Origin of the sequence: Virgibacillus sp. LDC1, from assembly GCF_025792345.1 — a bacterium.
GTDB classification, from domain to species: Bacteria; Bacillota; Bacilli; order Paenibacillales; family Paenibacillaceae; genus Paenibacillus_AQ; species Paenibacillus_AQ lautus.
This window is the reverse complement of sequence record NZ_JAOXLZ010000001.1, coordinates 2223759-2237974: the sequence shown is the minus strand read 5'-3', so window position 1 is coordinate 2237974 and position 14216 is coordinate 2223759. Positions and strand designations below refer to the sequence as shown.

The following is a 14216-nucleotide window of genomic DNA, read 5'->3' as shown; positions in this document are numbered from 1 at the left end:
CTCGTAAAGGAATTTAACTCAAACTTAAACTTGAGGTCACTTTGCCTTTCGATAAGGGGGTTAGAATGAGGTGTAAGGTGAAGACAGAGTTATTTAAGGAGGTAAGTTTACCAACATGAAGATTGAGCATGAGCAAGTTTCAGCTGATCTGCAGTCACCGCAATGGATGAAGATACGTAGAATTTCTGGTTATGGCGCTGCCATAGCGGTGGCGCCGTATCTATTGATTAAAATGGCATGGACTTTCGGTTACTTCATACCAACCGAGCAAATGGGCGACGCTAGCTGGCGTGCGATCAACGCAGCTACCGCATTGCTAGCGGCTATCGGAATCCTGCTGGCCATGGCGTTCACCAGGCCGTGGGGCGAACGTATGCCTGCATGGCTGATTGCCTTTCCCGTATGGGTTGGTACCGGACTGCTCGTTCCCATGCTGGTCTTGGCGCCGGTGCTAGGACCGGCAGCTATGACTCGGGATCAGGAGGCGGGGGCCGCCGAGGTTTGGGTGTACGAACAATTTTTCGTCATGATTTCGCTGGTCGGCATCGGCATTTGTCTGCCTCTCGCCTTCGCAGGGTATGCGAGGACACGGTGGCCGGAGGCGTTCGGTGATTCGATCGACTATAGCAGGTTACCGGGCAATACTTGGAGATTGCAGCATACATTGTCCAGGCTGGTTGGAGCCGGCTGTGTCCTGTTAGGTATCATTAAGGTGTACTGGGCTGCCGGAGGCACTCTCGGCATTGACCCGGCCAGACTGGACGATCGTGATGTGTGGTGGCATCTGCTGACGTTGAGTACCGGAGCGTGGTCCATCGCGGGGGCGTGGGGATTGCTGGTGCTAACTTCCCGCCGCGGGCCGCAGCGATTTCTGTACCCGATGGCAGCGGCATGGATTTCGTCGGGCATGCTGTTCTCGTATAACCTATTTTCCGCGATTCGCACCGATTCGCAGTTCTCGCCAGAGTATCAGCTGCTGCGGATGCTAACGACGGAGGCCGGTATCGTCTTTGGCGTCATGATGTTCATAATCATTCTGTTCGTTCTGCACGATCGACGACGCGCCTTGTAGGTTTGCTTACCGGACGATCCGTTGGAACATCTTATGAAGTCGCGGTAATCGCGGCTTTTTTTGTTTAGCCGAATCCATACATACAGAATACATACAGACCAACCAGGTGAAATGATTGTTCAAAAGTATGATTTTAACAAAATGAAGGCATTCTATACACGATTGACTCACTTATATGAAAGTAGTGGAGGAAGACTATGCCTATTTTTAAACCATCGCAAATTGCGCGCTCGATTTATGAGATTAACGGAGAAAGACTCCAGCAGGCAGGTATTAAAGGGATAATCCTTGACTGGACCAATACTTTAACGACCAAGAAAGCTGACTCCATAACTGATTCGATGAAATCTTGGCTGACTAACATGCAGTCGAGATATGGAATTAAGGTGATCATCGTTTCTAACAGCAAACCTCCAATGGGTGACCACGGACAGGTCCATGAAATTCCAGCTTTGTTCGAAGCCGGTAAACCGAAGAAAAAAGCATTTTTAGCCGCATTGAATATGCTTGGAACCCGTAGTAACGAGACAGCCGTTATCGGAAACGGCATCATTACAGATTTATGGGGCGGAAACCGTCTGGGGATGTACACGATTTTCATATCTTCTTCATGGGCGAAACCTCGGATTTTAGGGGCTGTAAAACGACTATTCGTAAAGGTACTTCGAGTCTAAACGGACGTGCTACAGAATGAAGAAATCGTTCAAGTGAATATATGAATATATTGAACAATAATTGATGTGAATCGGCGGGGTGAATGGATTGGATTTTTACCAAAGTCAAGAATCGCTGACAACCATGGAATGGATCTTAAGAGGGGTTGTTAGCTTCGTTTTTTTACTTCTTGCAGCCAAATTAATGGGGCAGCGTTCCATTTCTCAATTGAGATTCCTCGATTTCATTTTGGCTTTAACGCTCGGCAATATTATTGCTCATCCGCTTTCAGATGAAGAATTGGGATTAAAGGGATCTATGATCACGACGATCGTTCTCGTCGTTTTATACATTATAGCGACGTGGTTGAGCCTAAAGTGGCCGTTCTTCAAACACTATCTAGATCCATCGCCCATCACACTCGTTAAAAATGGACTCATCCAGTTTCATAACTTATCTAAAGCCAGAATCTCTATTGATTTTTTATTTTCTGAGCTAAGAAAGGAAAAAGTAGAGGATATACAAAAGGTAGCCCTTGCCGTATGGGAACCGGGTGGAACCATATCGGTTTTTATGGACACCCCATACCAACCGGTTACTCCGGCAGATATGAGATTAGAGACGGGGCCGTTTACGATCTCAAGGCCGATCATCATAGATGGAAAAGTCGATATGTCGCTTCTTCAGGAAATGGGTAAGGATTTGGCTTGGCTTCATTCAAAAATAGCACCCGCTAATACGAATATCCACGATGTAATGCTTGCAACCGTTGAGAACGAGAACGTGCGAGTTTTTTCTGAACCCAAGAAGTAGGGGCGCTTCCGCTACGTTCCCTATTCTTATGATTGCGTTCACTACTTTAGATATTTTTAATATTTTCCATACTTTTTTCTTAAGTTATCTTCCCTAAACTGAATGCATCGGGGCGAGTAACATGGAACAGAAATGAAGGACAAACTAAATCGTGAAAGGATGGATCAAGAAAATCATGAAAAAATGGCTCCGTAAGGATGCTTCGGCGGCCATGTTCTTTCTCGTGCCAAGCGGTATCGGATTTGCACTCTTTTACCTTATTCCATTTGTCATGGGCTTGTACTATTCCTTTATGAGCCAATCGATAGACGGTCATTTTGTGGGACTCGATAATTACCTGGAGCTGCTTGGAAGTACCTCCTTCCGCAAGGCGGCATCCAACACGTTTTACTTCAGCGCGGTCAGTGTTCCGCTTATGGTCATGCTGTCACTCGGATTAGCAATGCTGCTCCACAAAAATACATATTTTCAAAAATGGCTTCGGACAGCTTATGTCATGCCGCTTGTTGTGCCCGTCGCCTCCATTATCATGATCTGGCAGATGTTATTTGATTGGAACGGCTCTCTGAACGCCTGGCTGAACAGCTTTGGAATGGGACGCGTGGACTGGATGAAGACGGAATCGGCACGTTTGGTTGTGATCATGGTGTATCTATGGAAGAACATGGGTTACAACGTTATTTTATTCCTGGCGGGTCTACAGCAAATTCCGAAGGATTATTACGAAACGGCCCGGATTGAAGGGGCTGGTCGTTTGCGGCTATTTCGAAGTGTTACGCTGGTCTATCTGACTTCCACGATGTTTTTTGTTGTGATTATGTCCATTATCAACTCATTCAAAGTGTTCCGGGAAACGTATCTGATCGCAGGCGATTATCCCCATGACAGCATTTACATGATGCAGCACTATATGAATAATATGTTCATTTCACTCGACATTCAGAAGCTGACCGCAGCTGCATCCTTGATGTTTGTCTGTATTCTGCTGATCGTCCTGGTGCTGTTTGCGATTGAGCGCAGGCATCGACAGTACATGGAATAGGAGGTGGAGCAAAGTCTGTGCGAGTCGTCAACATATTGAAAAAAAGTATATTAACATTCGTCATGGGTGTTATCGCCATGATCTTCATATCACCAATTGTGATTACATTCACAAATTCATTGATGACGGAACTGGAAATCCAGATCAATTATGGTCTCATCGGTCAAATGAATGAAGTGATTCCAGGTAGGGATGGCTCTTTCGCAAACCTGAAGCTAATTCCGGACAAGGTGTCTTTTGCACAGTATGGGAAAGTGTTCATCGACAACCCGAAGTATCTGACGATGTTTTGGAACTCCGTGTTCATGGTGGTGCCGATCATTGTGGGTCAGACTCTCGTGGCAGCACTGGCTGCTTATGCATTCTCCAAGCTGAAATTCCGCGGCCGGGATTCTATGTTTTTGGTATATGTCATGACGATGCTCATGCCATTCCAAGTCACGCTGGTACCCAACTATATTATGGTCGATAAGCTTGGCATGCTGAATAGTACGGCCGCCATCATCGTTCCCGGCATTTTCGCTGCTTTTGGCGTGTTTATGCTCAGACAGTTCATGCTGGACATTCCCTATGCCTACATTGAAGCTGCCAAAATCGACGGCGCCGGCCACTTGCGGATCTTTATGACGATGATCGTTCCGATGATCAAGCCGGGGTTGGCCGCACTAGTGATCTTGCTGTTCGTTGATTATTGGAACATGGTGGAACAGCCGCTTGTCTTTTTGGACGACCCGTTCAAGCAGCCGCTGTCCGTCTTTTTATCCAGGATCAAGGATAGCGAGCGGGGGATTGCCTTTGCTGCATCCATGCTCTATATGGCCCCGATGGTGATGTTATTTCTGTACGCGGAGTCATATTTCATTGAGGGCATCCAATTGTCAGGAGTTAAGGGCTAACTTTTCAGGGCGCTTTTTAGGAGGAGAAGAAAGGATATGGAGCTAGGAAAAGGGGCAGTTGACCAAAGACGAAAGCGAATCCTTCAATTCGTGTTCATGGGTTTTATGGGGCTGCTGCTGCTCTTTACATTGTTCAGTAACACGCTGCAGTCGCTGACCTTACCCAAGGTGACCACGGAACAGCCGAAAAACGGAGGCATTGCGCTATCGATCGAAGGAAGCGGAATGCTTCAGCCGATCGCTGAAGCCAAGCTCTCCAGTTCAACCGACTGGGAGGTTCAACAGGTTCTCGTAAAAGAAGGAGAACGTGTGAAGAAGGGACAGAAGCTTATCACCTATGACAACTCTTCGGCAAGACAAGAAATCGAACTTGAAGTAACGAATCTGGAAAAGCAAAGAATCGAGCAGCAAAATCTTCAGGACCAGTTTATTCAGTCGTCCATCGAAGAGGATGAGCTTAAGCTGCGCAGCGCAAAACGTGAAATTGAAAAAGGGAAACTTGATATTGCCGCGCAGGAACGCAAGATCAACGAGATGAAAGTACGGCTGTCAAAAGATCAGGTGCTAACCGCTCCGTTCGACGGTATTGTAACGAAGCTGAATGCGGTAGAAGGACTGGCATCTGGAGGTGAGCCGGATGTCATTGTTTCAAACAGCAGCCAAGGATACAGGTTGGAGGTTGGCGCGGATGCAAAGCGCTTGTCCAGCATTGGGATATCTATTGGAGAGCGGATCGAGGTTGAGGTCCATACAGATAAAGTGCAGCAAGCCATTATCATGGACGGCGTCATTGAAGAAATGTCCCATGCGGAGCCCCTTATAGAAGGGGCATCCGAAGGAGCGGAGACGATAACCGTCCCTCAAAAGATGATTCGTATTAAACTCCTCGATGCCAAGCTGAAGGGAGGTGAGCAGGCTCGGATTAACATCGAGAAAAGCTCTCTCGATCAAGGGCTGCTTGTTTCTAATGAAGCTATTCATCAGGACCGGGAAGGCATGTATGTTTTTGTAGTCGAAGAGCAGCCAGGCGCACTCGGTAATGTTTTTGTTGCCCGAAAAGTCAACATAACGTACAGCGAGCGAAATGACAAAGAAACGATGATCCAAACGGATAGCATCTATGAACAAGATAAGATCATTCTGAAAAGCAGCGAGCCTCTGCAGGATGGCAACCGAGTTCGCTTGGAATAGTGAGGCGTTGTAATCAGAACATATCAGGAGGAAATCATACAATGAAAAAATGGCTGCTAGTTATTTCTATGGGAGCTTTAATCGCGAGTTTAACCGCGTGCGGCTCAGGAGAAGGCGGGAACGTGGACAAGCCCGCAATGAAGGAGGGGAAAACGGTGCTTACCCTGTCATTGAGAGAGTCGACTCCATTCTATCAAACGCTCGAGAAAAAGTTCGAAGAGAAATACCCGGATATCGACTTGCAGATCCATGCATATAAAAGCATGGGTGAACAATGGGGACCCGGGGAATTCGAGAAGTATCGCACAACAACGAATACCGCCATGCTATCGGGAAAAGGGATGGATATCCTTCAAGTTGACAGCCTGCCCCTTAAAGAATACGTGACCAAAGGTTTTCTGTTCAATATGAATGATGTGTTCGAGCAGGACCAGACGCTCCATAAAGACGATTTACAAATGAATATTGTGGACGGTCTGAAGCTGAATGACGGGGTGTATACCATCCCGTTGGGATACTCCTTGAGAGTATTGGTTGGTAATGGGGACATGCTGGGTAACGCCAATGCTACGTTCGATGATACGACATGGGATTGGAAGGAGTTCGAGAAGGTTTCGAAAGAAGTGATCCAGAAGGCGAAGGAGAACGGTACGGATGAGATTTATGCATTAGCGTCCTACCCGCCGGAATACCTCTTTCAGGAGATGCTTTATGAGAACTATGCAGCATTTGTTGATTCTTCAGCTAAAAAGGCAACCTTCGACTCTCCGGCATTTGTGAATTTGCTCCAGCAAGCCATGAAAATGAATGATGACAAGATCATTACATCCGACGAAGCAAAGCCGGGCAATCAATTGTTCAGTTCCACCCCGATTAGGTCACCGCTTGATTTTATCGAAGGCCCTTATATGCTTTTTGATCATCCAAAGTTGATGCTGTTACCCCGAGCGGGAGACATCGCAGGCCGAAAAGGTGCGAGAGTTTTTACTTCTACCGAGTTCGCGATCCATGCTAAATCGCCAGCCAAAGAAGAAGCTTGGAAGTTTATCACCTTCTTACTATCCGAAGAAGCGCAATTACTGCAGGAAAGAGAAGGGTTCTCGATGCTTAAATCCGTGAATGAAAAGATGATCAATGACCTTCAGGACAAAGTGGGAAGTGGCGATTATACGCTTCCGAATGGGAAGCCCGCCAAAGTATCTGACGAACAATTCACCGTGTTTAAACAAATTGTTCAATCCGCGGATCAATATGTGAATCTGGACAGTAAGGTGATAACGATTGCCAGTGAAGAGTCTCTGGCGTACTTCAGCGGACAGAAAACAGCAGAAGAGGTGGCGAAGCTGATCCAGAACCGAGTAACCACCTATTTAAACGAATAGGTAGATCATCCAGGAAGCAGCTCACATTCGTGTGCTGCTTCCGATTTCACAGAAGAGGAACGGCGGAGAATAGACTTTTTGATTTTCTTTTTATACAGGGAGGTACATGTATGCACAGGTCAAAAAAGACATGCGCGGTCATCGTGCTCAGCGCCGCAATGTTGAGTCATGGGCTTGCCTATGGCGTGTACGGGGCATCCGCAGCAGACTACTCTGTTTCCATATCTGCTGCAGCCTCGTCCAGCCTGACATTGGATAAACTGGACTCGGTCACTTTGAAGCCAAACGTCAGTGTAAAGCTGACGGGGATGGATATTTTCACTCAGCCAGGCGGAAATATTCTCGTATATACACTTCGTTACAGTAACAACAGTGGCAGCAGAGTAGATCTTATCGATTATTTTTCCAAAGTTACCACGCCAAGCAGCACGACAAAAGGTAAGCAAGTTACGAGTGATGCTGTGAAACGAGCGGTACCAGCGAAGAGCAGTCTATCCGTGACGTACTATGCAAACATTGGAACATCGGATAAGGTGAACGGGATCGAGGTTTCCATGTTCGGATGGGACTTTGACAGCGCGAATTATCAGAAAAAACTGGGGCAAATCAGAATTCCGGCCGAGTACACTTCGGTAGTTCCGGTAGGCAAGAGCCAGAAGATCACGATGAATCAGCTTCCGGTTACGGCCAAGGCGGATACCTTGCAGAGATATACGATCCATGGAAAAGTATATATGCAATTGGGGCTCAGACTCTCGAATGGAGGAACAAAAGTGTTAAGCGACCCCGGATATAAAGCATATCTGAAATCTCCCGGCGGCTCGGTATTCGAACTCATCTCCGATTCAGCCAGCACCGGCTACAAGCTACAGCCTCAGGAGAGCAGCGTCATCTACTATTGGGCGGAGATCCCTCCCGCGATAAAGACGAATGGTATGATACTGCAGCTGGCGCAGGAAGACGAAGCATTGAAGATAAATCTTCCGGTGCAATCGTTCAAGCTTCCGGCGGCAGCGACGGATATCGCCGTGGCAAAGGGCAAAAGCGCAGAGCTGCGGATGAAACAGCAGCCTGTGACGGTCAAGGCGGAAAGTGTGAAGCGAATGAAGCATAATGGAAAAGTGTATATGAGAGTGGGGGTTCATTTTGCAAACGGAGGCAAGAAGGTGCTGAGCGATCCCGGATATAAAGTACAACTGAAGTCGGCCGGCGGCTCCGTATTCGATCTGATGCCAGAGGATGATACAGGGGGCAGCTTCAGGATCCAGCCAGGACAGAAACGAACGATTTATTATCTGGCTGAGGTTCCGTCCCAACTGAAAACAGATCAGATGACGATGCAATTCACCCGGGAAGACGAAGCATTGAACATGACGCTCCCGGTTAAAACCTTCAAACTTCCTGCAATTACCGCCGATGTGCCAGCGGCGGATTATGCCATCAAAAAAATATCGGTGAACCATCAATCGATGGAGACGCAGCTGAAACATGCTTCCGTATATGCAGAGAATGATACCGGCAAATGGAATCTTCAATTCCGCGTGAAAAATCTCGGTGAAAAATCACTGAAGCTGCCGGCTTATGAGCTTTCCATCCTCACGGATGAAGGGTACAGCATCCCGGTGAATGCCAAGGCGTTTGACCATGTTGCGTTGAAGCCGCTGGAGGAGAAACTCATCGATCTCAGTGCAGAAGTGCCATTGCATATGAAACAGAATAAATTGCAACTGCAATTGACAGAGCCTGCTGTGGAGGGGAAAATCAGCTTCCCGACTGCCCACTATAAAATTCCTTATGCTCAGGAAGGTAAAAGTCATCTGGGTGTAGAAAACATCATGGAGAATGCTCATGGAACATTCGGCGTCAAACTGAGCTCATATCAGCGCGTGCCGCAGGGAGAAGTGGATCAAATTGCAGCTAAAATCAGCATTCGTAATACCTCATCGTCGACCGTAGCGCTGCCCGAGTTCAAAGCTGTAGTTAAGGCAGGAATGCGCGATCTCAGCGGTACGGCCCAAATTGTGGTACCGAATGATCAAACAACCCTGGCACCGAATGAAACCATGGAGCTGTATGTACTTGCCCATGTGCCGTATTCCTATCTATTCAATCAACTCCGAGTTGATCTGCAAGAAACTTCAGGAGAGGACGTTCACAAATTTCTGTCGCTGAATACCCATTCGCTCAACAATGTCATGAAACAGGTCGCTGCCGGCGAATCTTATCTTATCCATACGCCGGGCAAGAAAGCGGAAGTCCGAGAACGTCTGACAACTGTTTACCAAGACAGCAGTTCCAATCTAATATATACGGAATTGGTGATGGCGAGTCAGGAAACACGCCAATCCAAACAGGCGCAGCTTTTAGCTTATTATAAAACACCGGAAAACGAGGTTTTTGAGGCAAAGATCAGTCAATCCGCCGATAAGACAAGTCCGAATGGGAAGAATCTGGTGACCGTTTGGAGCAAGCTTCCGCAGCATGTGAATCCTTCGCAGCTTGTATTGTATGTGGGGGAAGGGGTAGCAAACGGAAAGATGACAGATGTAGGGGAAGAATCAACGGGATCTATCAATACCGTGGGTTTAGCACTTAGCCCTAGAGTTGCACAACCAGCAACGAATCTGCAAAATGTGGAGTTGTTTCCGTACCATCTCACCATTACGAGAGGAGAAGGTACGCTTAGCGCAGGGAAAGATTTACTCAATACCGTTATTCACTATAATCTCTCGAAGAATGGGGATTATGAGACAGGTTCTTATGACCATAAGCTCATTATGGAGCTGATTGACCCGACCGGCCAGTCCACAGAGAAGGTACTAACACTCGGTACGGATTTGACCATTGGCAACAATAAATCATACTCCATTAACTTGAACAGCAACTTCAGCAAAATCGTAAGTGGAGGGGCGGTTCGAATCCATCTGTATGATGAGTTCCAAGGGCGGAGAATGCTGCTCGGAAGTCAAAGCTATCCATTTACTTATGAAGAGGACCCGGCCAAAAGAACAGATAGCGATTAATCGTACCAGCGACATACAACATACTATTATAGGACTACAACCCTGAAGATATATTATCTTCGGGGTTGTTTTATAAGGAGTGCGAATCCATGAGACAATCACTCGATCCTACATGGGCACGGCTAGGCTTTTCAGAAGCTCCGGATTTTACAGAATCCGGGAAGAACATTGGTATCGTCATCATTGATACAATTACCCCTCATCCTGCAATTCAGCATTTGGGCCATCGCCTAAAATACGTCACCGTTCATGACGACTTCTCCGTTACATGCCAAAATATTGCATTAGAAGAACCCGTTGAAAATGAAGACGCAAGTGGTGAGCACTAATGTGTTGGTGTGCGCTGCTGTATGTGGTGTGCATCTGATGTATGCGGACAGGAGGTCCGCTATTTCCCAACAACTGTGCCAAATTCAAGATTTCGCGGACACAGAATCCGTTATTCTCGGATTTTTCCCCGTTTTTAGTGTGATTTGCCGGCCATAGCGGAACCTGTGTCCGCTTAACCTTATGTTTAGCACCTTTGCTTACAAATAGCGGAATCACGGTCCACACGGCGTGGGTCGTATAGCTTCTTGCCCATAAAATCCCTCTAAGAATCATTGGTTTCCCATATGGGTTTCCAACAATGTCTACTCTAAGGGGGTTCACTTGTTTCTTCAGCCTCTGCTTCTATATGATCCCCGTCAGTAGTTTCGTCTTCGCCATGAATCCCCATCAACAGGAATGCTAAAACGCAGCTTATATGAGCAAAAAAATAAAACCGGCACAAGATGTGCCGGTTAATTCATATTGACCTAAAAAAGCCATAGATACATAATAGTTTATAAAAAAATTCAATATAAGTCTATTACTTTTTTTGGATAAATTGTATGTTATATAAGCGACCGCGGCGCAAAAACGATCAACCCAAGATACTGAAGGGAGAAACCTTGCATGATTACTCTCAGGAAAATCACGTTAGAAAACCGACGTGCCATATTTAATCTGGAGGTCTCAGAAGATCAACGGCGCTTCGTAGCGTCCAATTTGTCGAGCGTGGCTTCGTGTTATGTCCTTGCAACCAATGAGGGACATCCATTCCCATTTGCCATATACGCGGATGAACAGCCAGTCGGTTTTGTTATGATTACTTATAGAATCACCGGATACGATCTCCCGACAATCGCAGACGACAGCTATTGCATTCTGCGGCTGATGATTGACAAGCAATACCAGAACAGAGGTTATGGTCGGGAAGCCATGAAAAAAATCCTGGAATTTATCCGCACCTTTCCGGCAGGGCCCGCACAATTCTGCTGGATTCCTTATAAGGCTGAGAACGCGGCCGTCAAAAAGCTTTATGAAAGCTACGGCTTCCGTGACAACGGCGAAATTATCGAAAACGAGCAAATAACCGTTTTACGACTTTGATTCACTGCTTCAATGGATCAACCTTTGAAAGCCGCATGTTATGCGGCTTTTTTGCAATCGCAGAAATGGAATTAATGATGTTGGTTTTTTGCTCCCCACTCACATAACTGTTCCAAAACGGGTAATAGTGTTTCCGCTTTATCTGTAAGACTGTACTCGACTTTGGGGGGAACTTGAGGATACTCTTTCCGTGTCACCAGACCATCCGCTTCCAATTCTTTGAGTTGTGCGCTCAATGTTTTGTAAGTAATCGCTCCAATTTGTCTCTTCAGATCATTAAATCGAACCGGTTGGTTTTCTGCCAAGAGGTACATAATAACCATCTTCCACTTACCCCCAATAATCGAAATGGTATAACCAAAAGGTGTATCTTGAACATTCTTAACTTTACCTTTATATTCAGCCATACTCATACTTTACACTATCCTTTCGGGTAGTACCTATCATAATTGTGCGTACTACTTTTTTATTTGTGCTCAGTCTATACTAAGCTTACTTTGATGTAAAGGAGAGAAACAAATGACTACAAAAACAATACGACTGCTAATGCCACAATGGCAAGGAGGAAACAACCCGAACTACTCTTTTGGAGCCGAGCTGCTTGCTTGGCTAGCTCCCGAAAGTGATCAACCCCTTATCCACGTACCCGTTCAAGCTTATGATGGAACTCCGCTTGAAAACGAGAACGGCATGAATGGAAGAAAGCAGCTGCTTGAACAGCTAGAGGCTGCTCATCATCTTATTGAGGCTCATAAGCCGGATCGCATTGTTATGTTTGGTGGTGATTGTCTGGTTGAACAAGCTCCGTTTGCCTATTTAAACGAACGGTACGGCGGGGAGTTAGGTTTAATATGGATCGATGCTCACTCTGATTTGGTCAATTATGTCGGGTATGATAACGGACACGCATTGCCTCTCGGGAATCTTTTGGGTGAAGGAGATGAGGAGTTCGCAAAACATGTGAAAACCCCGCTTAAACCTGAAAACGTCTTTATTGCAGGATTAGCGGCTCCTACAGAAGAAGAAGTTGCAGTGATCTCAGAAGCGTTTCAAAGACTAGGTGTTGCACCTACAGAACCAGACACGGAAATGATTCAAAGACTTGGTATTCGAACGGCTGGAACGAAAGAGTTAGCGAGCAGCACTGAATCTATAAAAAAATGGATCAAACAAAGCGGCATTAAGCACCTGGCTATTCACCTTGATCTAGACGTGCTTGATCCAAATGCATTCCGTTCTTTATTATTCGCCAACCCTGAAGAACCCTTTCATTTATCTCCTAAGGGAACCATGCAAATGCCTCAACTACTGAGTTTGATTAAGGAATTATCTGAAGTGACAGATGTCGTTGGGTTAGGTATAACAGAGCATTTGCCGTGGGACTCCATCAACCTGAAGAATCTCCTTGGAGAAATACCTATTTTAAATAACTAAAGGCATCGATAAAATTTAATAGAATAATGAACGGCAAAATCATAAAAAATACACCCATGCATTTTAGGGTGTATTTTTATGTGGTGGAAAGAATATTGGAACTTTTTCATGATTGATGCGATTGGAGGGAACTTGAAAGTAATCCGAGTCTAACCTACCGTTAGTCCCAAAACGATGAGAATGCACGCAGCGCTCATCAAGATCCCGCCAGGATGAGGGCGGCGAATGGCCCAATGAGAAATGATCGCACCATACAAAAAAGAACTACCGGCAAGCAGGCTAATCACGAGCCTTGCGTCCTGTTCAATCCAGATGGCTGCGGCGATTAAGGCGAGTCCGCTCAGCAACCAGTTGAAAGTGCTAAATTGTAATAGCAGTGCCACAAGCTTTTGCAGCGGTCCAGAGATCCGCCCATTCGCTGCAAAATTCGCCTCGATTGGCCTGATAATAAGCCGTTTCATCAATATACCGTGAATCACCGCCGTGACGCCGCCGATGGCACCGGCCGCTGTCAATAGAATACTATTCAAGTCCATATTCATACACCTCCAGCATCCCATTAGTACGATTTCGTAGTAATTTACTGGGTTCAATTTACCATCCGATACGAAAGCGTGTCAATGAGGAATTTTGCCTGCCTGTCTGAATGCTTAATCACGTGATGCAAAAGGTGTCGATGCCAAGCTATTACTTGGTTCAAGAAAAAAATCCTATAGGTTATTGAAATTAATACGAAATCGTATTAAAATGGTCGCAGAAGTATTATTACGAAATCGTACGATAGGGAGTGACCGGTATAAAACACCTATATGACCTTTTCCTCAAGACCGGTCTGCGTCCGTTTGCTTTTATGACCGATACGCTTCAACTTGAACAAAAAGTGACTCGTTCAGATATGTCAACACTGCTCATATTGCTCCTCCGAGGGGATTTGACCATGTCTGAGTTGGCCGCCGAGATGGGGGCACCACTAAGTTCAATGACAAGCATTGCTAAGCGGCTTGAACGTAAAGGCTTGATCGCACGAGCTACGTCTGCACAAGACCAACGGGTTAAGCTCGTCACGCTGACGCAGGAAGGTCTGCAGCTGGCGAAAGAATGGGAGCAAATCATGATGGCGATGCTGGGCAGATTGGAGGCGGCATTTACGCCGGAAGAACTGGAGCAATTCACAACACTCCTGTTCAAGGCAGCCAGGGTTTTCCAGGATGGGGGACCTGTTACACCTCAAGAAGTAAAGCGCCTTCCCATAAAGATTCAGATTGAGGAATAACCGGTTTTAAACCGGATTTTTTC

14 protein-coding genes are annotated in these 14216 nt (G+C 46.2%); 12 read left to right on the top strand and 2 right to left on the bottom strand.

What is annotated here, in order from left to right; genetic code table 11:
* The first annotated feature begins 115 nt into the window (after window positions 1-115).
* The 10 genes from OHJ21_RS10000 to OHJ21_RS09955 all read left to right on the top strand — a co-directional run bounded on the left by OHJ21_RS10000 (window position 116) and on the right by OHJ21_RS09955 (window position 11486).
* On the top strand, window positions 116-1072 hold the full coding sequence (locus OHJ21_RS10000) for a hypothetical protein (RefSeq protein ID WP_326120457.1): 957 nt from the start codon (window positions 116-118) through the stop codon (window positions 1070-1072).
* Between the two features lie 197 nt (window positions 1073-1269).
* Window positions 1270-1746, top strand: a complete 477-nt coding sequence (locus OHJ21_RS09995) for a YqeG family HAD IIIA-type phosphatase (RefSeq protein ID WP_326120459.1) — start codon at window positions 1270-1272, stop codon at window positions 1744-1746.
* A gap of 88 nt (window positions 1747-1834) precedes the next feature.
* On the top strand, window positions 1835-2539 hold the full coding sequence (locus OHJ21_RS09990) for a DUF421 domain-containing protein (protein ID WP_100537494.1): 705 nt from the start codon (window positions 1835-1837) through the stop codon (window positions 2537-2539).
* A gap of 175 nt (window positions 2540-2714) precedes the next feature.
* Window positions 2715-3581 (top strand): carbohydrate ABC transporter permease, encoded by an 867-nt coding sequence (locus tag OHJ21_RS09985; RefSeq protein ID WP_394055389.1) that lies wholly within the window; start codon window positions 2715-2717, stop codon window positions 3579-3581.
* 77 nt (window positions 3582-3658) lie between these two features.
* Complete coding sequence (locus OHJ21_RS09980; RefSeq protein ID WP_486019974.1) at window positions 3659-4477, top strand: carbohydrate ABC transporter permease; 819 nt, start codon at window positions 3659-3661, stop codon at window positions 4475-4477.
* 36 nt (window positions 4478-4513) lie between these two features.
* Window positions 4514-5668, top strand: a complete 1155-nt coding sequence (locus tag OHJ21_RS09975) for an efflux RND transporter periplasmic adaptor subunit (protein ID WP_326113396.1) — start codon at window positions 4514-4516, stop codon at window positions 5666-5668.
* Window positions 5669-5709: 41 nt separating this feature from the next.
* Complete coding sequence (locus tag OHJ21_RS09970; RefSeq protein ID WP_486019973.1) at window positions 5710-7050, top strand: ABC transporter substrate-binding protein; 1341 nt, start codon at window positions 5710-5712, stop codon at window positions 7048-7050.
* Window positions 7051-7160: 110 nt separating this feature from the next.
* Window positions 7161-10073 (top strand): hypothetical protein, encoded by a 2913-nt coding sequence (locus OHJ21_RS09965; protein WP_486019972.1) that lies wholly within the window; start codon window positions 7161-7163, stop codon window positions 10071-10073.
* Window positions 10074-10162: 89 nt separating this feature from the next.
* The gene (locus OHJ21_RS09960; RefSeq protein ID WP_486019971.1) at window positions 10163-10402 is read left to right on the top strand and encodes a hypothetical protein; all 240 of its coding nucleotides are present in this window, start codon (window positions 10163-10165) and stop codon (window positions 10400-10402) included.
* 607 nt (window positions 10403-11009) lie between these two features.
* The gene (locus OHJ21_RS09955) at window positions 11010-11486 is read left to right on the top strand and encodes a GNAT family N-acetyltransferase (RefSeq protein WP_486019970.1); all 477 of its coding nucleotides are present in this window, start codon (window positions 11010-11012) and stop codon (window positions 11484-11486) included.
* 71 nt (window positions 11487-11557) lie between these two features.
* On the opposite strand, the gene OHJ21_RS09950 is transcribed toward OHJ21_RS09955, so the two are convergent.
* The gene (locus OHJ21_RS09950) at window positions 11558-11899 is read right to left on the bottom strand and encodes a winged helix-turn-helix transcriptional regulator (RefSeq protein ID WP_486019969.1); all 342 of its coding nucleotides are present in this window, start codon (window positions 11897-11899) and stop codon (window positions 11558-11560) included.
* 106 nt (window positions 11900-12005) lie between these two features.
* Between OHJ21_RS09950 and OHJ21_RS09945 the strand changes: the two genes are divergently transcribed.
* Window positions 12006-12920 carry an arginase family protein gene (locus OHJ21_RS09945; protein WP_326120469.1) on the top strand — a complete coding sequence of 305 codons (915 nt, stop codon included), beginning with the start codon at window positions 12006-12008 and terminating at the stop codon, window positions 12918-12920.
* Window positions 12921-13069: 149 nt separating this feature from the next.
* On the opposite strand, the gene OHJ21_RS09940 is transcribed toward OHJ21_RS09945, so the two are convergent.
* Window positions 13070-13456 (bottom strand): class I SAM-dependent rRNA methyltransferase, encoded by a 387-nt coding sequence (locus OHJ21_RS09940; RefSeq protein WP_100537485.1) that lies wholly within the window; start codon window positions 13454-13456, stop codon window positions 13070-13072.
* A gap of 314 nt (window positions 13457-13770) precedes the next feature.
* Between OHJ21_RS09940 and OHJ21_RS09935 the strand changes: the two genes are divergently transcribed.
* The gene (locus tag OHJ21_RS09935; protein ID WP_326113741.1) at window positions 13771-14193 is read left to right on the top strand and encodes a MarR family winged helix-turn-helix transcriptional regulator; all 423 of its coding nucleotides are present in this window, start codon (window positions 13771-13773) and stop codon (window positions 14191-14193) included.
* Window positions 14194-14216 lie beyond the last annotated feature (23 nt).

Bases quoted from the DNA above. Each gene is read 5' to 3' on its own strand.
- OHJ21_RS09970 (WP_486019973.1), top strand. From the start codon at position 5,710: ATGAAAAAATGGCTGCTAGTTATTTCTATGGGAGCTTTAATCGCGAGT.
- OHJ21_RS09985 (WP_394055389.1), top strand. From the start codon at position 2,715: ATGAAAAAATGGCTCCGTAAGGATGCTTCGGCGGCCATGTTCTTTCTC.
- OHJ21_RS09960 (WP_486019971.1), top strand. From the start codon at position 10,163: ATGAGACAATCACTCGATCCTACATGGGCACGGCTAGGCTTTTCAGAA.
- OHJ21_RS09975 (WP_326113396.1), top strand. From the start codon at position 4,514: ATGGAGCTAGGAAAAGGGGCAGTTGACCAAAGACGAAAGCGAATCCTT.
- OHJ21_RS09980 (WP_486019974.1), top strand. From the start codon at position 3,659: ATGATCTTCATATCACCAATTGTGATTACATTCACAAATTCATTGATG.
- OHJ21_RS09940 (WP_100537485.1), bottom strand. From the start codon at position 13,456: ATGGACTTGAATAGTATTCTATTGACAGCGGCCGGTGCCATCGGCGGC.
- OHJ21_RS09935 (WP_326113741.1), top strand. From the start codon at position 13,771: ATGACCGATACGCTTCAACTTGAACAAAAAGTGACTCGTTCAGATATG.
- OHJ21_RS10000 (WP_326120457.1), top strand. From the start codon at position 116: ATGAAGATTGAGCATGAGCAAGTTTCAGCTGATCTGCAGTCACCGCAA.
- OHJ21_RS09965 (WP_486019972.1), top strand. From the start codon at position 7,161: ATGCACAGGTCAAAAAAGACATGCGCGGTCATCGTGCTCAGCGCCGCA.
- OHJ21_RS09945 (WP_326120469.1), top strand. From the start codon at position 12,006: ATGACTACAAAAACAATACGACTGCTAATGCCACAATGGCAAGGAGGA.
- OHJ21_RS09955 (WP_486019970.1), top strand. From the start codon at position 11,010: ATGATTACTCTCAGGAAAATCACGTTAGAAAACCGACGTGCCATATTT.
- OHJ21_RS09950 (WP_486019969.1), bottom strand. From the start codon at position 11,899: ATGAGTATGGCTGAATATAAAGGTAAAGTTAAGAATGTTCAAGATACA.
- OHJ21_RS09995 (WP_326120459.1), top strand. From the start codon at position 1,270: ATGCCTATTTTTAAACCATCGCAAATTGCGCGCTCGATTTATGAGATT.